Source organism: Botrimarina sp., assembly GCF_040219535.1.
GTDB lineage: Bacteria > Planctomycetota > Planctomycetia > Pirellulales > Lacipirellulaceae > Botrimarina.
Genome location: NZ_JAVJSH010000033.1, coordinates 22,854 through 42,629 on the forward strand (window position 1 = coordinate 22,854; position 19,776 = coordinate 42,629).

The 19,776-nt window shown below is 70.6% G+C and carries 17 protein-coding genes; 11 read left to right on the forward strand and 6 right to left on the reverse strand.

Translation table 11 applies throughout. The annotated features are described in order from the left end of the window. Window positions 1-7: 7 nt before the first annotated feature. Window positions 8-1,030, reverse strand: a complete 1,023-nt coding sequence (locus tag RIC11_RS18835; RefSeq protein WP_350213862.1) for an alpha/beta fold hydrolase — start codon at window positions 1,028-1,030, stop codon at window positions 8-10. Window positions 1,031-1,171: 141 nt separating this feature from the next. Between RIC11_RS18835 and RIC11_RS18840 the strand changes: the two genes are divergently transcribed. Beyond that, entirely contained in the window at window positions 1,172-3,145 is a 1,974-nt protein-coding gene (locus RIC11_RS18840; RefSeq protein WP_350213864.1) for a vWA domain-containing protein, read from the forward strand. A 37-nt stretch (window positions 3,146-3,182) separates the two neighbouring features. On the opposite strand, the gene RIC11_RS18845 is transcribed toward RIC11_RS18840, so the two are convergent. The 5 genes from RIC11_RS18845 to rny form a co-directional block, all read right to left on the reverse strand. After that, on the reverse strand, window positions 3,183-3,848 hold the full coding sequence (locus RIC11_RS18845) for a hypothetical protein (RefSeq protein WP_350213866.1): 666 nt from the start codon (window positions 3,846-3,848) through the stop codon (window positions 3,183-3,185). A gap of 101 nt (window positions 3,849-3,949) precedes the next feature. Beyond that, window positions 3,950-4,270, reverse strand: coding sequence for a type II toxin-antitoxin system RelE/ParE family toxin (locus RIC11_RS18850; protein ID WP_350213868.1), 321 nt, complete (start codon window positions 4,268-4,270; stop codon window positions 3,950-3,952). Next, a complete protein-coding gene (locus tag RIC11_RS18855) occupies window positions 4,270-4,509 on the reverse strand; it encodes a ribbon-helix-helix domain-containing protein (RefSeq protein ID WP_350213869.1) in 240 nt (79 codons plus the stop codon). Before RIC11_RS18855 ends, RIC11_RS18850 begins: the two co-directional genes overlap by 1 nt. A 51-nt stretch (window positions 4,510-4,560) precedes the next feature. Further along, window positions 4,561-5,391 carry a TIGR00282 family metallophosphoesterase gene (locus RIC11_RS18860; RefSeq protein WP_350213871.1) on the reverse strand — a complete coding sequence of 277 codons (831 nt, stop codon included), beginning with the start codon at window positions 5,389-5,391 and terminating at the stop codon, window positions 4,561-4,563. Window positions 5,392-5,506: 115 nt separating this feature from the next. After that, window positions 5,507-7,057 (reverse strand): ribonuclease Y, encoded by a 1,551-nt coding sequence (gene rny / locus RIC11_RS18865; protein ID WP_350213873.1) that lies wholly within the window; start codon window positions 7,055-7,057, stop codon window positions 5,507-5,509. Window positions 7,058-7,326: 269 nt separating this feature from the next. Here rny and tilS point away from each other — a divergent pair, with 269 nt between their 5' ends. The 10 genes from tilS to RIC11_RS18915 all read left to right on the forward strand — a co-directional run bounded on the left by tilS (window position 7,327) and on the right by RIC11_RS18915 (window position 19,760). Beyond that, window positions 7,327-8,355 carry a tRNA lysidine(34) synthetase TilS gene (tilS, locus tag RIC11_RS18870; RefSeq protein WP_350213875.1) on the forward strand — a complete coding sequence of 343 codons (1,029 nt, stop codon included), beginning with the start codon at window positions 7,327-7,329 and terminating at the stop codon, window positions 8,353-8,355. 165 nt (window positions 8,356-8,520) lie between these two features. Continuing rightward, on the forward strand, window positions 8,521-11,712 hold the full coding sequence (locus tag RIC11_RS18875; protein ID WP_350213877.1) for an AsmA-like C-terminal region-containing protein: 3,192 nt from the start codon (window positions 8,521-8,523) through the stop codon (window positions 11,710-11,712). Between the two features lie 65 nt (window positions 11,713-11,777). Continuing rightward, window positions 11,778-12,101: a hypothetical protein gene (locus RIC11_RS18880; protein WP_350213879.1), complete on the forward strand. Its 324-nt coding sequence runs from the start codon at window positions 11,778-11,780 to the stop codon at window positions 12,099-12,101. Window positions 12,102-12,212: 111 nt separating this feature from the next. After that, the gene (gene dapF, locus RIC11_RS18885) at window positions 12,213-13,103 is read left to right on the forward strand and encodes a diaminopimelate epimerase (protein WP_350213881.1); all 891 of its coding nucleotides are present in this window, start codon (window positions 12,213-12,215) and stop codon (window positions 13,101-13,103) included. A gap of 138 nt (window positions 13,104-13,241) precedes the next feature. Further along, on the forward strand, window positions 13,242-13,994 hold the full coding sequence (locus RIC11_RS18890) for a lysophospholipid acyltransferase family protein (RefSeq protein ID WP_350213883.1): 753 nt from the start codon (window positions 13,242-13,244) through the stop codon (window positions 13,992-13,994). 85 nt (window positions 13,995-14,079) lie between these two features. Beyond that, complete coding sequence (gene xseA, locus RIC11_RS18895) at window positions 14,080-15,306, forward strand: exodeoxyribonuclease VII large subunit (RefSeq protein ID WP_350213885.1); 1,227 nt, start codon at window positions 14,080-14,082, stop codon at window positions 15,304-15,306. Window positions 15,307-15,395: 89 nt separating this feature from the next. Next, window positions 15,396-15,770: an exodeoxyribonuclease VII small subunit gene (gene xseB, locus RIC11_RS18900; RefSeq protein ID WP_350213887.1), complete on the forward strand. Its 375-nt coding sequence runs from the start codon at window positions 15,396-15,398 to the stop codon at window positions 15,768-15,770. Window positions 15,771-15,917: 147 nt separating this feature from the next. After that, complete coding sequence (locus RIC11_RS18905; protein ID WP_350213889.1) at window positions 15,918-16,832, forward strand: polyprenyl synthetase family protein; 915 nt, start codon at window positions 15,918-15,920, stop codon at window positions 16,830-16,832. A 74-nt stretch (window positions 16,833-16,906) separates the two neighbouring features. Next, window positions 16,907-18,841: a 1-deoxy-D-xylulose-5-phosphate synthase gene (gene dxs / locus RIC11_RS18910; RefSeq protein ID WP_350213891.1), complete on the forward strand. Its 1,935-nt coding sequence runs from the start codon at window positions 16,907-16,909 to the stop codon at window positions 18,839-18,841. Between the two features lie 67 nt (window positions 18,842-18,908). Beyond that, window positions 18,909-19,760: an NAD(+)/NADH kinase gene (locus tag RIC11_RS18915; RefSeq protein WP_350213893.1), complete on the forward strand. Its 852-nt coding sequence runs from the start codon at window positions 18,909-18,911 to the stop codon at window positions 19,758-19,760. Window positions 19,761-19,776: the final 16 nt, after the last annotated feature.

Consider the following 19,776-nt stretch of genomic DNA (forward strand, 5'->3'; position numbering starts at 1 on the left):
GCACGGTTCAGTCGAGCCTTCGCTGCACCCAAGGCAGTTCGGGCTTGGCGAGTTGATTCGCGAAGAACTCGAGCAGCAGGTCTTCGCCCGCCGACCCCGCTTGCTTCAGCCAAGCCGTGCCCTGCAGCTTCGACTTGCCCGGTCGGTCGATCACCGGCGCGGTCGGCGTCTCTTCATCGCTCAGCCGCATGCGGCCCCGCTCGAGTTGAACGACGATCCGCGAAGCGGCCTGCTGGGCCTGGTCGTCGTCGCGGCCGTAGGTCAGCAGCACGGCGACTTGCGTCTGCACGCCCGGCTGCCGGATCGCTTGGAGCATCTCGAGGCCGAGCGACTTCCACGGCGGCGACACGAGCGCGAGGGCTTTGACGTCGCGCCCTTGCTTGCCGCGGTCGAGGTCCGGCATGGCCCAGTCGACGGCCGCCGCGTTGGCGGCGACCAGCGCGCCGAAGCCGACGCCCAAGTAGCCCAAGCGGTTGAGGTTCAGCTCGCCGGCGTCGTTCTTCTCCACCAGGAACCGCCGCACGGCTTCCATGTCGGTCTTGACCATCGCGGCCGCGTCGGCCGGGGTGAGCTTCGCGCCGCGGCGGTCGACGACCGTGCCGTCCGGGCGCCGCACCCGGGTGCTGTCCCCCTGTCCGCGGAGGGCGACCGCGAAGACCGCAATTGGCTCGCGCTCTTCGCTCGGGCCGGGCATTTGGAACCGGAACGCCAGCCGGTCGAACACGATCGGCGACTCGTTCTCGTCGGCGAGCGCGACGACGACCGGCGTGTCGCGGCCCGCCTCGCTCGCGGGGTAGTAGGTGCCCGCCAGAAGCACGCCGTCGGCGGTCCTCAGCTCGACGTCCTGCGGGTCGGTCGGGTCGGCCTCCGCCCGCTTGGCCCCGGCTGGCCGCTCTCCGGGCGCCTGGCGTTCGGCCGGCGCGGCGGGGGGCGCCTGCGCTGATCCTACTGCGGCCCCCCACAAGAGGGCCGTGAAGGACGAATAAAGCGTTACCTGTCGGGCGACGCCGGAAAGATCGCGTCCAAACATCGCGAAACGGGTACGGGGATCGGCCGCTGGTTGCATTTCGCCACTATAGTCCGGCGTCCTTTCGGTTGCAGGGTTCGTCGTGGGGGCGAAAGATAATAGGGAGCGACCCCTATCGACCCACCTTTTCGAAGGCCAACGCACGTGCGGCAAAAGTCGGTCCAGCGGCGCCCACTCGCCGAGCCGATAGGCGAACCGCTGCCGTGGCTGGCCAGCCTGGCGACCCACGCGGTGCTGCTGGTCGTGCTGGGGCTGATCACCCAGCTGTCGCCGATCGATTTCCCCCCGGAGCTGATCTCGCCCGTCCCGCCCCAAACGGACGAGCCCCCCGAAGACGCGTTCCGCGTCGCCGACGAGCTGTCGGTCGACGTGGGAGCGTTGTCCGACGCCGGCGCCGGCGACGCCGCGGCCGCGGCGCCCGCCCCCGCGTTGCTGTCGGAGGTGTCGATCGAACAGACGGCCCTCGCGCGGCTGGGCGAGCTGCCCGCGCTCGAGGCGACCGCCCCCCTCGCGACGAGCCCCGACCTGCTCTGGGACGTGGAGGTGCGCGGCGTCGGCGCCGTCGGCGCGACCGGCAGCCAAGGCGCCGTCGACCGCCTCACCGGCGAGATCCTGCTTTCGCTCGAGCAGCGTCCGACGCTGGTGGTGTGGCTGTTCGATCGGTCGGGCAGCCTCACCGACCAACGCGAGCAGATCGTCGAGCGGTTCGACCGCGTGTACGAGCAGCTCGGCGTCGCCGCGGTGCGCGGCGCCGAAGGGTTCGACCGCGATCCCGCCGACGCCGACGACGCGCCGCTGCTGACCACCGTCGCGGCCTACGCCGACACGGTCCAATTCCTCACCCGCCAACCCACGGACGACGTCGACGCGATCAAGCAGGCCGTCCGCGACGTGACGCCCGACGCCGGCGGCATGGAGAATGTCTTCAGCGCGGTGATCGAGTCGGTCGACCGGCACAAGCGGTACCGGCTCCGGCGCCCACGACGCAACCTGATGGTCGTCGTCTTCACCGACGAGGCCGGCGACGACACCCACCTGCTCGACCGCGCGGTCGACCTCTGCCGCACGATGCAGACGCCCGTCTACGTGGTCGGCGCGCCGGCGCCCTTCGGCCGGGTGGAGAACTACGTGCGGTACGTCGACCCCGACCCGCAGTTCGACCAGTCGACGCAGTTCTTGCCCGTCAGGCAGGGCCCCGAATCGCTCATGCCCGAGCGCTTGCGGCTTGGCTACTTCGGGCGCGGCGATGTCGATGGTCCCACGCTCGACGCGGGGTTTGGCCCGTTCGGCCTGACCCGCCTGGCCGCCGAGTCGGGCGGCTTCTACATCGCGGTCCACGCGTTCCGCGTGGCGGCGGGACGCGCCGACAAGAGCCGCCGCCGCGACCACCCCTTCACGGCGGAGATCGACTATTTCTTCGACGAACGCCTGATGCGGCGTTACCGCCCCGACTACGTGCCGACGGGCGAGTACCAGCGTCGGCTGCGCGAGAACGGGGCCCGCCGCGCGTTGGTCGAAGCGGCCTCGCTCAGCTGGACCGAGCCGCTGCGCGAGAACGTCCGCCGCGAGTTCCCCAAGCTCGACGACGCCCAGTTCGCGCAGGACCTGTCGGTCGCCCAGCGCGCCGCGGCGGTCCTGGAGCCGAAGCTCCAGCAGCTCGTGGCCACGCTGCGCCGCGGCGAGGGCGACCGGCCGGAGCTCGACTCGCCCCGCTGGCAGGCGGGGTACGACCTCGCGATGGGGCGTGCGTTGGCGACCAAGGTCCGCGCCGAAGGCTACAACACGATGCTCGCCCTCGCGAAGCAGGGCATGGAGTTCACGTCGGAGCGGAAAGACACCTGGGTGCTCGCGCCGTCGGATGAGATTCTCACGGGCAGCCGGGCCGAGGCCGAAGCGGGCGAGGCGCGAGCGTACCTCGAGCGTGTCGCTGCGGAGCACAAGGGCACGCCGTGGGCGCTGCTGGCCGAGCGCGAGCTCGACCGGCCGCTAGGCTGGGAGTGGCGCGACGAGTTCCGCAACCTCGCGGAGCGGCTGGCTCAGCAGCAAAACAACCGCCCCAACCGCCCGCAGCCCAACCCGCCCGCCGCGAAGCCGACCCGGCCCCCGCCGAAGCTGTAGTGACGGAGGAGCCGCAGTAGCCGGCCTTGGTGACGCGTCACTTCACGGCCGTCGCGTCGAGCGCGAAGTCGGCGTAGGGGTCGTGGGCGTAGAACAGGTGCGAGATCCGCTGGGCGACGACCGCCACGTACTCGCGCTGGAATTGTGTGACCGGCTTGTCCTGGATCGGCACGTCGCCGTGGACCGGGAAGAGGACCTCGCCGAGGTCTTTCTCGTAGACGATCGCACCGTCGTCCTTCATGTCGTTGACGAACACCTGCACGGCCGACGAGCCCTTGTAGACGGTCTTGCCGGAGTACAGGTCGAAGTGGCCCAGCTCGATCTGCACCACCAGGTCGGCCTTCACCGCACGGGCGAGCTCCTCGAAGTCCTCGGTGTCGTTCTCGTCGAGCCACTCGTCGACCTTGCGCTGCGGGACCACGTCGATCTTCTTCACGTTCTCCCGAAGCATCATCCCCACTCGCTGCGCGAGCTGCCGCGACGCGCCCGCGTGGCGGAACTCGGTCGCGGCCGGGGGGCGGCAGAACACGGCGACCCGCTTTTGCTCTAGCAGCTCGCACTCGGCCGGCGCGAGGTTGCCCCCTTCCCACATGTAGATGCCGGTCGCCATCAACAGCCCGGGGTGGCAGCCGATCGACAACGGCGCCACCGCGACAACGGCGAGGACACAGCAGCAAAACAAGCGAGAAACGGGGCGATCCATCGCGAGGTTCTCGGGGCTAGCAGGCGCGTTCGCCCCCGGCGATCGGGGGCCAAGCCGGGCGGGACCGTACAGCGGGAGGGGCGACGCCGCAACGCCGGTTGTCACACGTCGTCGGGAGTGAGGAGGGATTGGCTAGGCCCGCGAACGGCGACAACGAAAATGGTTTCGCCTCGCACTGTGTAGAGAACGCGATACTTTAAGCCGCTCCGGGTGGCGAACGGCATCTGCCTGATCGTCTCCTCGAATCTCTCGGACTCTGGAGCGACCCCTCTGGCCGTCGGCTGCGTCGAGAGCAATTCCAGCGTCGACTCGAGCGCGTCAAGCCATCGCTCGGCGCCCTCTAGCGATCGCTGGGCGATCCACTGGCTTGTGGCGATAACCGATCCGGCGGCTCTCGGCGACTTGACGACGCGAAGCCGCATCATCGCTTGGCGAGGCGCGCACGGGCGTCTGCGATGACATCGCTGGCCGGGATGCCGTGACCGGCGTCGATCTCTTCGAGCGATTGCTCGATGTCGGCGATCGCTCCCTCGAACTCGCGTGAACGGCTTGCACGGAGCAGCTCGATCGCGGCGGAAACAACGTCCGCAGGATTGCTGTACCGTCCGCTCGACACTTGCTCGTCGATGAAAGCTTGCTGCTCGGGCGTCAGGCGGATCATGCTGGCATTCTAAGATGGGCCGTGTCAGACCGTCGAAACGCTCGGGCCGATCTATCCCGGCCCGCTGGATTCTCCTCCGCCGCCCGCCAGCCGCTGGGCCTCTTGCTCGTCGACTACGACGCGCTCGATCGCGGTCGCGAGGCCCGACGCCGGGTCGATCGTCACCAGCGTGGCGTTGATGCGGACGTCCGCTTCGGCCACGTCGAACGGGTGGTGCATTCCGGTCAGGGTCGCCGCCAGCACGCGGTCGATCCGGCGGCCGAGGATGCTGTCGTGGGGGCCGGTCATGCCGACGTCGCACTGGAAGGCGGTGCCGCCGGGCAGCACGCACTCGTCGGCGGTCGGCACGTGGGTGTGCGTGCCCAGCAGGGCGGCCACGCGTCCGTCGTAGTAGCGGCCGGCGATCTGCATCTCGCCGGTGGCCTCCGCGTGGAAGTCGACGAAGCGCACCCGCACGTCGGAGGGCGCCTCGGCGAGCACCGAGTCGATCGCTCGCCAGGGGCTGTCGCAGTTCTTCATGAACAGCTGGCCGAGGGCGCAGCAGACCAGCACACGCTCGCCGCTACGCGATTCGACCACCGCCCACCGCCGGCCGGTCGCCTCGAGCGGCATGTTGCAGGGGCGCACGACGTTGTCGGCCGACTCTAGCAGGGGGAGCACCTCGCGGCGTTTGTACACGTGGTCGCCGAGGGTGATCGCGTCGACCCCCGCGCCCATCAGCTCGGCGTGGATCTTCGGCGTGTAGCCCGAGCCAGCCGCCGCGTTCTCGGCGTTGCAAACCACCAGGTCGATGCCCCGCTCGGCGATCAGGCCGGGCAGCGCTTGCTGGACGATCCGCCGCCCCGGCTTGCCGACCACATCGCCGATGAAGAGCAAGAGCATCAGATTGCGGATCGCGGACGGTGGGTTGCGGATTCGGTGAGGTCGCCCTGCCAACGAGGTCGGGAAGCCGCGTGCGATCGATCCGCAATCCGCAATCCGACTCCCGCGATCGCCTTCACTTAGCCAATTCGGTGAACCGGCTCTCGCGGATCATCGTGACCTTGATCTCGCCCGGGTAGGTGAGCTGGTCCTCGAAGGCCTTGGCGATGTCGCGGCAGACCTTGGCGGCCGACTCGTCGGACGTCTGGTCGGTCTTCGCGATGACGCGCACCTCGCGCCCCGCCTGGATCGCGAACGCTTGGTGCACGCCCTCGAAGCCCGACGCGATCGCTTCGAGCTCCTGCATCCGCTTGATGTAGCGGTCGAGCGTCTCGCGGCGTGCGCCGGGGCGGCTGGCGCTGCACGCGTCGGCGGCCGCGCACATGACGGTGTAGGGCATGTCGACGCGGATGTCGTCGTGGTGGCCCAGGGCCGCGTGCACGACGACCTCGTTCTCGCCGTAGCGCTTCAGCAGGTCGGCGCCGATCTTGGGGTGGCCCCCCTCGGTGTCGTGGTCGGCCGCTTTGCCGATGTCGTGCAGCAGGCCCGCGCGGCGGGCCAGGTCGCCGTCGTAGCCGAGTTCCTCGGCCAGCATGCCGGTGACAAACGCCACCTCGATCGAGTGCCTCAGCACGTTCTGGCTGTAGCTGGTCCGGTAGTGCAGCCGCCCGAGCAGTTGGATGACCTTGGGGTGCAGCCCGCGGATGTCGACCTCCTGGGCCGCCTCCTCGCCGTACTTGACGAGCAGCTTCTCCACCTCCTGGGTGGTCTCGGAAACGAGCTCTTCGATCCGGCTCGGGTGGATGCGGCCGTCGGCGATGAGCTTCGTCAGGGCCAACTGGGCGATCTGACGGCGGACCGGGTCGAACGAGCTGACGATCACCACGCCGGGCGTGTCGTCGATGATCACGTCGACGCCGGTCTCTTTTTCAAACGTGCGGATGTTCCGCCCCTCGCGGCCGATGATCCGGCCCTTCATCTCGTCGCTGGGGATGTCGACCGTGCTGGTCGTGGCCTCGGCCGTGTGCGCGGCGGCGAAGCGCTGGATCGACGCGATCAGGACCTCGCGCGCCTTGGCGTCGACCTTCTCGGCCAGCCGCTTCTCCGCCTCGACGATCCGCACCCCCTGCTCGTGAGCGAGCTCCTGGTCGAGCCGCTCCAGGAGCATGTTGCGGGCTTCCTCCGGCCCCAGGCCGCTAGCCTTGTGCAGCGCTTGCCGCTGCACGTCGAGCAGGCCTTCCAGTTCCTTCAGCCGCGTGTCCGCGTCGGAGAGCTTCTCGGTCAGCCGGCGTTGGTTGCTCTCCACCATCTTCTCTTGCTTCGCGAGCTGGTCCTCGCGTCCCGAGATGGCGTCTTCACGCTTGTCCAGCTGCCGTTCACGCTCGTGCAGCTTGTCCCGCACGAGGGCCATCTGCTCTTCGATCCGCGACTTCTCCTGGATAGCCAGCTCTTTGGCGTCAATCTCCGCATCTTTCAGACGCGACTTGGCCTGCAGATCGGCCTTCTCGAGGATCTGGGTCGCCTCCTTATCGGCGTCCCATTTCCGGAGCCGGCCCAGCACGTAAACCAAGGCCATGCCGAGCCCCGCGGCGACCACCGCCACCGCAACGTTGATCAGAATGTCCATAGAGTGGTGCGGGGCAGGCGCGGGCGCCGGCGCTACGCCCTATTGCTCCGCGATCGCTCCCCGGGCCGCAAGACGACAACCGCCCCCGCTGTGATGGGGGATTCGGGTCGCTACGACTCTCCGCCTGGCGGGTAGACCTCCGGGCCGGGTGTGGCGAAACGCGGTTTGGTGTATTGATGACAGCCGCAGCAGCCCCGCCCTGCCCCCGGGATTGGGGCGGCTGGCGGACATGCCGGCAGGCCCAGGTGTTTACCGAAACTATTGCTACGATGCAAGATAGGGCTTCCGCCGACACCGCCGCACGGCTCCCCGATCGGCTCGCCGCGGCTTGGCCGCCCGACACATGGCGCGACTTGGTTGTCGGCGTTGCTGTCTCTGGCGGCGCGGACAGCGTGGCGCTGCTTCACGCTGTGGCCGCGGTAAAGCGCAACTGTGGCGGCCGAGGCCGGCTCGTCGTGCTGCATTACGACCACGCCGCGCGAGATGGCTCGGCCGACGACGCCCGCTGGGTCGCCGGCTTGGCCGAGAGCCTCGCGCTCCAGCGAGTCGCCGAGCGGGCAACCGATTCGCAGCGGCAGAGCGAAGAATCGCTGCGCGATGCGCGTCGCTCGTTCTACCGCTCGGCGTGCCACTCGGTCGGCGCGCGGCTGTTGGCGACCGGGCACACGGCCGACGATCAGGCCGAGACCGTCTTGTTCCGCGCGCTAAGGGGATCGGGCGTCCACGGCCTCGCCGGGATCGCCCCGCGTGCGCCGTTGGACGACGCTTGCACGCTCGTGCGCCCGCTGCTGCGCGTGACCCGCGACGACGTGCTGGCTTACCTCGACGCTATCGGCCAGCCCTACCGCACCGACCCCAGCAACGCCGACGAGGCCTACACCCGCAACTGGCTGCGGCATCGTTTGCTGCCGATGGCCGAGCAGCGTGTCCCCGGCAGCCGCGCGAATCTGGCGAATCTCGCCGTTCACGCGGCGGAGGTCGCCGCCACGTTGCAATGGCTCGCCGAACAGGTGCTCGACGAGTCGAGCGAGCCGGGCGCGGGCGGGCCTCCCGCATGGCGGCTCCGCCGCGCGGCGCTCGCGGCGGCGCCGCCGCTGCTCGTCACCGAGGCGTTGCGCCTCGCGTGGCGCCGCTCCGGTTGGCCCGAGCAGGCGATGACAGCGTCCGCGTGGCGGCGCCTGGCCGAACTCGCCACGATGGCCGCCGACGCACCGCCGGAAGTCTTCCCCGGCGCCGTGCGTGTCGAGGCCGCCGGCGGCTACCTGCTGCTAGCAGGGGATACAGCCGGCTCGTGTTGACCCTATTCAAGCGGCAAGCCTACCTTCGGCGCGCCGAAACAGGTTGAGAGCGCCTTCTTCGGCCGGCGACGGATCGCCGGCAAAGGTCCTTCCTGCGCGACCCACGGACGGGCGGCCGCCATCTTTACACGGCTAGTCAACTCGTGCTGGCGGCTGTTCCGCGGCGTGCTGACGCTCGCGCTGCTGGTGGTCATTGCGCTGGGCGCGTACCTGTACTTCCGGCTCGACGACGAGGCCCAGCGCCTCAGCGAGTCGATGCTCGCCCGCTATTGCGCGCCGTTCGACGTGCGCGTCGCCAGCGCGAGCTTCGCGCCGGGCCGCGGCGTGACGATCCGCGGGGTAGAGATCGTCGAGCAACTCGGCTGGCGCCCCGCACGCGGCGTGGCCCAGATCGAAGAGCTCCGCGTGGAGGGCGACTTCGACCTGGTCACCTTGCTCAACGGCAAGCCGGTGATCCGCCGGATCGTCGCCAAGCGGCCACGCGTCGCGGCCACGCTCCGCGAAGACGGCTCGTGGAACGTGGCCGATTTCCGGCTGCCTCCATTGAGCGGCGGGCCGCGGCCGCGTGTCGATGTGCAAGACGCGACCCTGCTGTTGCTGACCGAGTCCGCCCCGGCGTCGCCCGTGGCGATCAGCCGGCTGTCGCTCACCCTGACGCCCGACGCCGACACGGGACTCTTCCGGCTGGAAGCCGACGCACGAGAAACACTCGCCAAAACGATCCGGGTCAACGGGCGCGTCTCCGCCGACGGCGCTACGCTCGACGCGACCGCCAGCGTCGAGTCGCTCGCGGTCACGCCCGAGCTTATCGGCGCGCTCCAGACGCTCGGCTGGGCTTCGCCGACGCTCCCCCCATTGCGGGGCGAGCTCACGCTGACCGCCGACGCGCGTCGCGACGCCGGCGCCCCGATCGACTGGAACGCGCGGTTCGACTGGCGGGGCGGGGAGCTGCGTGTGCCGCGGGTCGAGCGTCCGCTGACCGAGACCCGCCTGGCGGGCACGGCCGGGCCCGCCGGGCTGCAGGTCGACGACGGCGCCGCACGCTGGGGCGACGCCCGGCTCCGCCTCGTCGGCAAGCGGAACGGCTGGACGGCCATGGCCCCCGCGGCGGTGCGCTTGCGGATCGACGACTTCGACGCCGCGACGACTCCCGTCGACTTGCTGCCGGGGCCCGCCGCGCGAGCTTGGCGCCGTTTCTTGCCCGCCGGCCGGGGCGATGTCGCGATCGACCTGGTCTTCAACGGCCTCTCGTTCGCCCACGCGGCCACAATCCAGGTGCGCGACGCCTCGTTCGAGGACTCCGAGCGGTTCCCGTACCGTGTCGACGGCGCGAGCGGCGTGCTGCTCGTCAACGGCGGCGTGGCGGCCGACGGCGCCCTGCCCGAGCCACGCCACAGCAGCGACTTGCAGATCGACCTCCGCGCGATGGCCGACGGCGCGCCGATCACAATCACCGGCCGCCTGGAGGGCCTCGGCCTCCGCGAACACCCCGGCGAGCCACGCGGCAAGATGCCCCCCGGATCGATCGAGATCGCCGGCTCGGGGGCGCCGATCACGCCGCGGTTGGTCGGCGCGATCCAGGAGGAAGAGGCCCGCAGCTTCATCCAGTCGCTGCACCCGGCAGGTTCGATCGACTTCCGCTGGTGGATCGAGCGGCGCGCCGAGGAAGAAGAGCCACGCGTCGCGATGGACCTCCGCTTGGTCGACTGCCGCATGCAGTACGACCGCTTCCCCTACCCGCTGAGCCACGTGACCGGCTGGGTGCGGCAAGAGGACAAGCGCTGGACGTTCACCGAGCTCCGCAGCCGCGACGCGGGCGGACGCACGCTGGTCGCGGGGGCCGGGGTGCTCGAGCCGCGCGACGGGTCGTGCTTCTTCCAACTGCAGCTCCGCGGCGAGGCCACGCCGCTCGACCCGTCGTTGCACGCGGCCTTGCCGCCGGATGCGCAGCAGGCCTGGGCGCTGCTGCGGCCGACCGGGCAGATCGATTTCTTCGCCGACATCACCAAGCAGTGCGGGCAACCCGAGCCGAGCATCCACCTCACCGTGCGGCCGCACGAGCGCAGCGTGGCGATCCACCCGCCGCTGTCAGAGACCGAGTACCGCTACCGGCTGGAACGGCTCGACGGGCGATTCGAATGGACCGACGGCCGCGCCACGATCCGCGGCGCCCGCGCCGAGCACGGCCGCACGAGCTTCGCCACCGACGGGCGGTGGAGCGAGAACCCGGGCGGCGGTTGGACCCTCAAGCTAGAGAACCTGCACGCCGACCGGCTCGTTTTCGACCGCGACCTGCTGCTCGCGTCGACGGCCGGCCTCCGCTCGGTCGTGGAAGAACTCAACCCGCGCGGCGGGATCGACCTGTCCGACTCCGAGATCGAGGTCGTGCACAGCGGCAACCCCGCGACGCCCACCCAAGCCAAGTGGCGCGTCCAGCTCAACTGCCACCAAGTCGCGCTGGACGTCGGCACGCCGATCGACGGGCTCACCGGCGTGATCAAGCTCGGCGGGAGCTGCAACGAGGTGAGCGCCGTCAACGGCGGCGAACTCGACCTCGACTCGGTCTTCTGGAACGACCTGCAGCTCACCAATGTCCGCGGCCCGCTGTGGGCCGATTCGAGCGTGTGCCTGTTCGGCGAGGGCGTCGCGCGGCAGCTAGGCGGCGGGAAGCCCGAGCCGATCCGCGCGAGCGCCTACGGGGGCGACGTCAAGCTCACCGCACGGGTGCTCCACGGGAGCCAGCCCGAGTTCGGAGTGAAGGTCGACCTGACCGACGTGCAGGTCGACCGGCTCAGCTCCGAGTGGCTCCGCCGCCCCGAGACCCTCCACGGCTTGCTCAACGGATCACTCAGCGTACAGCAACGCGGCGCAAACCACCTCTACGGGATGACAGGCGCCGGCGACCTCACCGTCACCGACGCGGACCTGTATGAGCTGCCGCTGCTGCTCACGATGCTCAAGTACTTCCGCAACCGCACGCCCGACAACACGGCGTTCAACCGCCTCGAGACGAAGTTCACGCTCCAGGGCAACGACATCACGTTCCAGAACCTCGACCTGTTGGGCGACGCCGTCAGCCTGTACGGCAAGGGGACCGCCACGCTGGCGCGCGACGTCGACTTGACCTTCGCGAGCATCGTCGGCCGCAACGACGTCGGCGTGCCGATGCTCAGGGCGCTGATGAGCTCCGCCAGCGAACAACTGCTGCGACTGAGCGTGACCGGAACCTCCGACAACCCCCAGATCACCCGAGAAGTCCTCCCGGCGGTCGGCGGCGTGCTAGAACAACTCCAGACGGAGTTCGGCGGCCGCGTCACGACCGAGGCGGGCCGCCCGGTAGCTCCGACCCGACGCTGAGCACCCACAGAACGACCCCCCTCGACTCCCGCTGCTGCTCTCCCCCCTCCGCAGGAGAATGAGCGATGAGCGTAGGACCCGTGGGCGGAATCCTCTCCAGCGCCGCCGGATCGCCCCTGTCGCAGACCAAGGGCGCCAGCGAAGAGCGGTCTGCCCGCGAGGCGTCCGAGCGCCAGGCCGCCGACGAGCTCGACCTCCGCGCCCAGAAGTCGTCCGGCGTCGGCCAGACCGACGCCGACGAGCAGACCTCCGACCGCGACGCCGACGGCCGCCGGCTGTGGGAGCGGCCCGAGGAGGAAGGCCAATCCAGCGACGAGCCGGCCCCCGCCGATACGCCGAGCAGCGAGCGACCCGACGCGGGCGACCACCACATCGACCTGCTCGCCTGAGCCGCCGCCGGCCCGGCCGATTCCCACGGCGGCGGGATTGGGTCATTCTGGCCCCAGTCCCGGAAGAGCAGTCGCCCCCACGCCCCCCCCTCCCGACCGGCCGGTCCGCCAGTGCTCCCCTTCACGAAGATGCACGGCTGTGCGAACGACTACGTCGTGGTCGCCGCCTATGAGGGCGAATTGGCAGCGCGGTTCGCCGGAGCGGCAGCCGACCAGATCGAACCGCTAGCGCGTCGGCTCTGCGACCGCCGCACGGGCGTCGGCGCCGACGGCTTCGTGGTCGTTGTCCGTGAAACGCGGCCCGACTCGCCCGCCCGCTTCGAGATGCGGATGCACAACCCGGACGGGTCGTACTCGCCGATGTGCGGCAACGCCTTGCGGTGCGTGGCCAAGCACCTGATCGACTCGGGCGCCGCGCCCGGCGACGAAGTGGTCGTGCGAACGGGCGGGACCATCGCCCCGATGCTAGCGACCCGGCGCGACGCGGCGGGACGCGTCGCCCAGATCGAAGCCGACCTCGGCCCCCCGGTCCTCGACGCCGCAGCGATCCCCTGCCGCCTGCCCACGAGCGGCACAGGCCGGGTGCTCGACGCGCCGCTCGCTGTCGGCGGCCGGGAGTTCCGCGCGAGCGCGGTCTCAATGGGCAACCCGCATTGCGTGCTGTTCGTCGATGAGCCCGCCGACGACGCCCTTGTGCACGGCTTCGGCCCCCAGATCGAGCGTCACGGGGCCTTCCCCGAGCGGACCAACACCGAATTCGTCTACTGCCGCACCCGCACGCGGCTCGTGCAACGCACGTGGGAACGGGGCGCTGGCGAGACCCACGCTTGTGGCAGCGGCGCCTGCGCTGTCGCTGTGGCCGGCGTGCTCACGGGGCGCACGGAGCGGCGCGTCACGATCGAGTTGCTCGGCGGCGCGCTCTCGCTCCACTGGCGTGAGGCCGACAGCCACGTGCTGATGACCGGCCCCGCTGTCGAGGTGTTTCGCGGCGAAGTCGACTAGAGGGGCTGAGAGCGGCAGGCCTATCCCGTAAAGCGATAGCCAGCAGACAGCCAATAGCCGAAAGCCGCCTCAACTCCAGTTCCCCGGCTCGTCGATTTCCGGTAATCCGTCCTCGACAAACACACCGAGGGACGAGCCGTGAAAATCAAAGGCCCCGCTCTGAACGGCCTCGCCGGGCGCTCGATCTGCGCCGGAATCTGGGGCTGGATGCGCACGCTCCGCTACGAGGCCTCCTACGCCGACCGCACGCTCGACCCCGTTCTGCGGACGGGCGGCCCGCGGGTGTACCTCGTCTGGCACGAGGCGATGCTCGCGCCGCTCTATCTGCGGCCGGGCTGCGACTGTTCGATCCTGGTCAGCCGCCACCGCGACGCGGACTTGCTCGCCGTGATCGCCCGCGTGTCGGGCTTCCACTGCGTGCGAGGGTCGACCTACCGGGGCGGAGCGACCGCGCTGCGTGCGCTCGCGAAACACGGCCGCAGCCGCCACCTGGTGATCACACCCGACGGCCCGCGTGGCCCGCGCCGGCGTGTGGCCCAGGGGCCGATCTACCTGGCTTCGAAGCTCGGGGCGCCGATCGTGCCGGTGTGTGTCGCGTACGACCGCTGCTGGAGAACGAACACCTGGGACCGCTTCCTCATCCCAAAGCCCTTCACGACAGCGCGCCTGGTGATGGGGTCGGAGATGCTGATCGCTCCGAACCTTGACCGCGAAGCGCTGGAGACACGCCGCGTCGCGGTGCAGCGCGAGATGCTCCGCCTGACCCGCGAAGCGGAAGCCTGGGCCGCCACGCGCCAGCCCCGGCCCGAGGCGGTTCCGACCACACGCCAGAGGCCGCTCCACGCGGGGGGGCCGGTCCCCCGTCGCGACGGGCTCAAGCGGGCGGCCTGACGCTCCCCCCGCCGCCCCACGGCGCGGTGGCCCATGTCGCTCCCCGCCGCTGCGCGGCACAATACGGCTCTTCGAGGAGGAGCCGTTGAGCGACATTCACGACAACACACAGCAAGCCGAGCCGCTCTCGGTCGCCGCGCTCACGGCCCGGATCAAGTCGACGCTCGAGGGCCAGTTCCCCGATGTGTGGGTCGCCGGCGAGGTCTCGAACTTCTCGCGCCCCCAGTCCGGCCATTGCTACTTCACGCTGAAGGACGACAACGCCCAGATCCGCGCGGTGATGTGGCGCGGGTCGGCGGCGCGGCTCCGGTTCGACCTTCAAGACGGCCTGGAGCTGGTTTGCCACGGCGCGGTCGACGTGTACGCGCCGCGCGGCAGCTACCAGCTCGTCGTGAAGGAGGCCCAGCCGCGTGGCGTGGGGGCGCTAGAGCTGGCCCTGCAGCGGCTGCGGGAGAAGCTCGCCGCCGAGGGACTCTTTGACCGGCAACGGAAACGGCCCCTCCCGCGTTTTCCGCGGCGGATCGCATTCGTCACGAGTCCGACCGGCGCGGCGATCCGCGATTTCCTGCAAGTGCTCGCCCGGCGGTGGCGGGGAGTCGACGTGCTGGTCGTGCCGACCCGCGTGCAAGGCGACGGCGCCGCCCAGCAGATCGCCGACGCGGTACGCCTCGCCAACCGGCTGCGGCCGCGGCCGGACGTGCTGGTCGTCGGGCGGGGGGGCGGCAGCCTGGAGGACCTCTGGTGCTTCAACGAAGAGCCGGTCGTGCGGGCGATCGCCGCTTCGGAGATCCCGACCATCAGCGCGGTCGGCCACGAGATCGACGTGACCCTCGCCGACCTGGCGGCCGACGTGCGGGCCCTGACGCCGAGCGAAGCGGCCGAGCGGGTCGCCCCGTCGGCCGACGAGCTGGCCGGAGTGCTCCGCGGAGTGGCCGCGAGGATGCACGGCGCCGCCTGGCGCGGCTGCCGCGACCGCCGCGAGCGGCTCGCCCGGCTGGCGGCCAGCCGCCCCCTGGCGCGGCCCCACGCCCTGGTGGCCGACGCAGCGCGGCGACTCGACGAGCTCGACCGCGCCGCCAGCCGCGCCGCGTTGCGCCTGACCGAGAGGAGCCGTTCGCGGCTCGCGCAGCTAGGGGGCAAACTCGATTCGCTCAGCCCGCTGGGCGTGCTAGGCCGTGGGTACAGCCTAACGACCGACTCGCAAGGGCGCGTCGTTCGGTCGGTCGAGCAGGTCGCCGTCGGTGAACAATTGCGGACACGGCTCGCCAAGGGCGAGGTCGTAAGCACAATCGAGTCGGTCGAACCGCCGTAGCCGCGCACGGCCTCGCCCCCAACCCGCAGGCCAATCCGCCTTCCAACCCCCGACAGCCGCAAGCGAGTCACCCCGCTACCCAGTCCGCCATGGCCAAAAAGAAAGCCACGCCGCCCTCGACCGAGGCGCCCGCCGACGAGCCCTTCGAAGAGTCGCTCGCGAAGCTCGAGGAGATCGTCGAATCGCTCGAGGGGGGCGAACTCGGATTGGCCGACGCGCTCGCTCGCTACGAGGAGGGCGTGAGGCGACTCCGGCGGTGCCACGAGCAACTGGAGGCCGCCGAGCGGCGGATCGAGCTGCTCAGCGGTATCGATGCCGACGGCAACCCGGTCACCGAGCCGTTCGACGACTCGGCCACCGCCGACGCGCCGGCCACCCGCGCTGAGAAACGCACGGCGAAGCGGCCGAAAAGCAGCCCTTTCGAGGGGGGTGCGGCCGTGGACGATCCCAATCGGCTCTTCTAGACTGCCTGTGGCCGCGGTGTCGCCCATCCCTTTGCCCGCCAACGCGTTACGCCAGTTGGCCGCGTCCGACTCAGCGGTCTGTCGTGGTTAACACGGCCGGTAAGGCCGGGGTTAGCTCTAAATCGCCCTCCCCCCGCCCACCTTTGGATGCTGACCGAAAGCCGCCACGCCGCCGTTTCGATCGACACTTCAGACGACGTTGCGCGGATCGAGGCGGCGCTCGCCGAATCGCTCGCAGACGCGCCGGGCCGGCCGCCTCGGCTGATTGAGGCCATGCGGTACGCCGTGCTCGGCCCCGGCAAGCGGCTCCGGCCTCGCTTGGCGCTATTGGCCGCCCGCGCCTGTGGCGGCGACCCGGCCGACGCGCTGCCCGCGGCGTGTGCGGTGGAGATGATCCACGCGTACTCGCTGGTGCACGACGACCTGCCCGCCATGGACGACGACGACTTGCGTCGTGGCCGGCCGACCGTCCACCGGCAGTTCGACGAGGCGACCGCCATCCTCGCCGGCGACGCGCTGCTGGCCCTCGCCTTCGAGACGCTCGTCGGCCCCCCCACCCCGCCCCATGCGGTCGCCACCATGGTGCACGAGCTGGCACACGCGGCCGGCCCGGCGAAGCTCGTCGGCGGTCAGGCGGACGACCTGGCCGGCATCGTCGCGGCGCCCGACGACCAACAAGCCGCGGTGGCGCGCCTCGAGGCGATCCACCGCCGCAAGACCGGGGCGATGATCACCGTGTCGCTGCGGCTGGGCGGCCTGGCGGCCGGCGCGACGCCGCCTCAGCTCGACGCGCTCACCCGCTACGGCGACGCGCTCGGCCTCTTGTTCCAAGTCACCGACGACCTGCTCGACGCGTCCGGCGACGAGTCGGCCGTCGGCAAGCGCTTGGGCAAAGACGCCGGCGCCGGCAAGCTGACCTACCCGGGCCTCATCGGCTTGGCCGAGAGCCGCAGCCACGCGGCCGGCTTGGCCGATCAAGCGGCCACCGCCCTGCACCCGCTCGGCCCCTCCGCGGAACCACTGCACGCCCTGGCGCGACAAATTGCTGCCCGCGACCGCTGACGCCCCACCCGACACACCGCCCCGCCCACGCCGCGAAGGACCGCCCGGCGCACCCCCCAAGGCGAGCCCGCACGATGCCCTCTCCCACTAGCGAGAAGCGACCGCTGTTGCCGGCGATCGAATCGCCGCGCGACCTCGACGGGCTTTCGCTCGCAGACCTCGAGCGGCTGGCCGGCGAGATGCGTGACACGCTCTGCAACCTCGTCGAGGCACGCAGCGCGCACTTCGCCTCGAACCTCGGCGTGGTCGAGCTGTGCCTCGCCCTGCACACGACGTTCGACTTCCTCCACGACCGCCTGATCTGGGACACGGGCCACCAGATCTATCCCCACAAGCTGATCACCGGCCGCTACGACGAGTTCCCTTCGATCCGCACCAAGGGGGGCCTGATGGGCTACCCCAACCCGGAGGAGAGCCCCTACGACCTGTTCGTGACCGGGCACGCCGGAGCGAGCGTGTCGACCGCCGCGGGCCTCGCCTCGGGCGACGCGGCCCTACGCGACCACGAGCGGCGGTGGAGCGTCGCGGTGATCGGCGACGGCGCGTTCCCGTCGGGCGTCGTTTACGAAGCGCTCAACAACATCAAGCGCGACGGCAAGCGCCTGCTGGTGATCCTCAACGACAACAAGATGTCGATCTGCCCGCGGGTCGGCGGGGTCGCCGACTACCTCGACCGGCTGCGGATGAACCCGGCTTACTCGGGGCTCAAGGAAGAGGTCGCCCGCGTGCTCTCCAAGGTCCCGCTGCTGGGCGACCCGGCCGAGCGGATGCTCGCCCAGCTAAAGGAGGCCGCCAAAGCCGGGCTGCACGGCGGCATGTTCTTCGAAGACCTGGGCATGCGGTACCTGGGGCCGATCGACGGCCACAACATCAAGTTGCTCCGCAAGTACCTGAAGATGGTCAAGGCGGGCGAGGGCCCCGTGCTGTTGCACGTGGTGACCGAGAAAGGCCACGGCTTCCAGCCCGCGGCCGACGACCCGGTCACGTTCCACGCGCCGCCGGTCATCCAGCGCGACGGCGCCGACCGGGGCCGCGTGGTGTCGATGAAGAAGTCCGGCGGCCGGACCTACACGCACGTGGCGTCCGACGCCGTGCACGACGCCATGTCGGCCAACCTCCGCGTGACGGTGATGACCGCCGCGATGTGCCAAGGCAACAAGCTCGAGCGCGTGCGCGACGACTTCCCCGGCCGCTTCTTCGACACCGGAATCTGCGAGGCCCACACCGTCGCGTTCGCGGCCGGGCAGGCGAAGGTCGGCATGCGGCCGATCGTCGACATCTACAGCACGTTCCTGCAGCGTTCGTTCGACCACATCTTCCAGGAGGTCGCGCTGCAGAACCTGCCGGTGACCTTCCTCCTCGACCGCGGCGGTCTTTCCGGGCCAGACGGCCCCACGCACCACGGCGTGTTCGACCTGGGCTACCTGCGGGTCTTCCCGAACATGGTGGTGATGGCCCCCGGCGACTCCGCCGACCTGCCGGCCATGCTCCGCTTCGCGCTGGAGCACGACAGCCCCTGCGCGATCCGCTACCCGAAGGCCGCCGCCATCGAGGTCCCCGGCGACCGCACGCCGATCGAGCTGGGCCGCGCCGAGGTGCTCCGCGACGGCCCCGACGGGGCGATCCTCTCCGGCGGCGCGATGCTCGTCGACTGCCTCGCGGCGGCCGATCGGCTCAAGGCCGACGAGGGTCTCGAACTGACGGTCGTCAACGCCCGCTTCGTGAAGCCGCTCGACGCCGACACGATCCTGCCGATCCTCGACCGCAGCCCGTGGGTGGTCACCGTCGAAGAAGCGGCCCTCGCCGGCGGCTTCGGCAGCGCGGTCCTCGAAGCGGCCGCCGACGCGGGCCTCCGCTGCCCGCCGATCCGCCGCCTGGGCATCCCCGACCACTACGTGGAACACGGCGACCGCGACGAGCTGCTCGCCGACCTGGGCATCGACGCCGCGGGCATCGCCAAGGCCTGCCGCGAGCTGGCCGGCTGCCGCGCGGCGAACAAGGCGGGCTGAGCGACCGCTCTGGCAGGGCTTCGCGCACTCTGTGCCTCTGTAATGAGTCCACGCTAAGCTACCACGCATGCCAGCCGATCCCCCCCCTGCTCTGTTGATGTACGACGGCTCGCGCCCCGAACTCGCCGCGCGGGCCGAGTCGCTGCGCCCGGCGATCGAGCGCCTGCTGCCGGTGGTCGCGACCGAGTCGGACCTCGACGCGCCGTTCGACCCGCAGGGCGCGGAGATCGCTATCGCCATGGGGGGCGACGGCACGATCCTCCGCTCGGCCCGCCGGATGGGCGCCGACCAGATCCCGGTGGTCGGCGTGAACCTCGGGAAGCTCGGCTTCCTCGCCGGCATCCACCCGGACGACCTCGAGGCCGTGCTGCCCCAGGTCGCCGAGCGGAAGCACCGCTTGGTGAACCACCTGATGATCGACTGCTCGATCGTCCGCGGCGGCGAGACCGTCCAGACGCGCCTCGGCCTGAACGAAGCCGCCATCCTCGCCGGCGAGCCCTTCCGCATGATCGAGGTCGACCTGCGGATCGACGGCGCCCTGGCCGCCACCTACTCGAGCGACGGCATGCTGGTCGCCACGCCGGTCGGCTCCACCGCGCACAACCTGGCCATCGGCGGTCCGATCCTCCGCAAGGACCTGGCCGCGCTGGTCGTGTCGGCGATCAACCCGCACACGCTCACCGTGCGACCGGTGATCGACTCGGCCGAGCGGGTCTACGAGATGACCGTGCCCGACCCGAACCCGGGCACCGCGCTGATGGTCGACGGCCAGGTCGTCGGCTTGCTGAAGCCGGCCGACACGGTGCGGGTCGTGCGTTCGCCAGCGGTGTTTCAGCTGGTCGAAGTGGCGGGCCAGACCTATTACCGAACGCTGCGGGAGAAGCTCGGCTGGGGCCGCCAGCCGGGCCGCCGGAAGTGAGCCGGCGCGAACCCGA

Bases quoted from the DNA above. Each gene is read 5' to 3' on its own strand.
- RIC11_RS18850 (WP_350213868.1), bottom strand. From the start codon at position 4,270: ATGCGGCTTCGCGTCGTCAAGTCGCCGAGAGCCGCCGGATCGGTTATC.
- xseB (WP_350213887.1), top strand. From the start codon at position 15,396: ATGGCCAAAAAGAAAGCCACGCCGCCCTCGACCGAGGCGCCCGCCGAC.
- RIC11_RS18835 (WP_350213862.1), bottom strand. From the start codon at position 1,030: ATGTTTGGACGCGATCTTTCCGGCGTCGCCCGACAGGTAACGCTTTAT.
- RIC11_RS18905 (WP_350213889.1), top strand. From the start codon at position 15,918: ATGCTGACCGAAAGCCGCCACGCCGCCGTTTCGATCGACACTTCAGAC.
- RIC11_RS18855 (WP_350213869.1), bottom strand. From the start codon at position 4,509: ATGATCCGCCTGACGCCCGAGCAGCAAGCTTTCATCGACGAGCAAGTG.
- RIC11_RS18915 (WP_350213893.1), top strand. From the start codon at position 18,909: ATGCCAGCCGATCCCCCCCCTGCTCTGTTGATGTACGACGGCTCGCGC.
- RIC11_RS18860 (WP_350213871.1), bottom strand. From the start codon at position 5,391: ATGCTCTTGCTCTTCATCGGCGATGTGGTCGGCAAGCCGGGGCGGCGG.
- RIC11_RS18880 (WP_350213879.1), top strand. From the start codon at position 11,778: ATGAGCGTAGGACCCGTGGGCGGAATCCTCTCCAGCGCCGCCGGATCG.
- RIC11_RS18845 (WP_350213866.1), bottom strand. From the start codon at position 3,848: ATGGATCGCCCCGTTTCTCGCTTGTTTTGCTGCTGTGTCCTCGCCGTT.
- rny (WP_350213873.1), bottom strand. From the start codon at position 7,057: ATGGACATTCTGATCAACGTTGCGGTGGCGGTGGTCGCCGCGGGGCTC.
- tilS (WP_350213875.1), top strand. From the start codon at position 7,327: ATGCAAGATAGGGCTTCCGCCGACACCGCCGCACGGCTCCCCGATCGG.
- dxs (WP_350213891.1), top strand. From the start codon at position 16,907: ATGCCCTCTCCCACTAGCGAGAAGCGACCGCTGTTGCCGGCGATCGAA.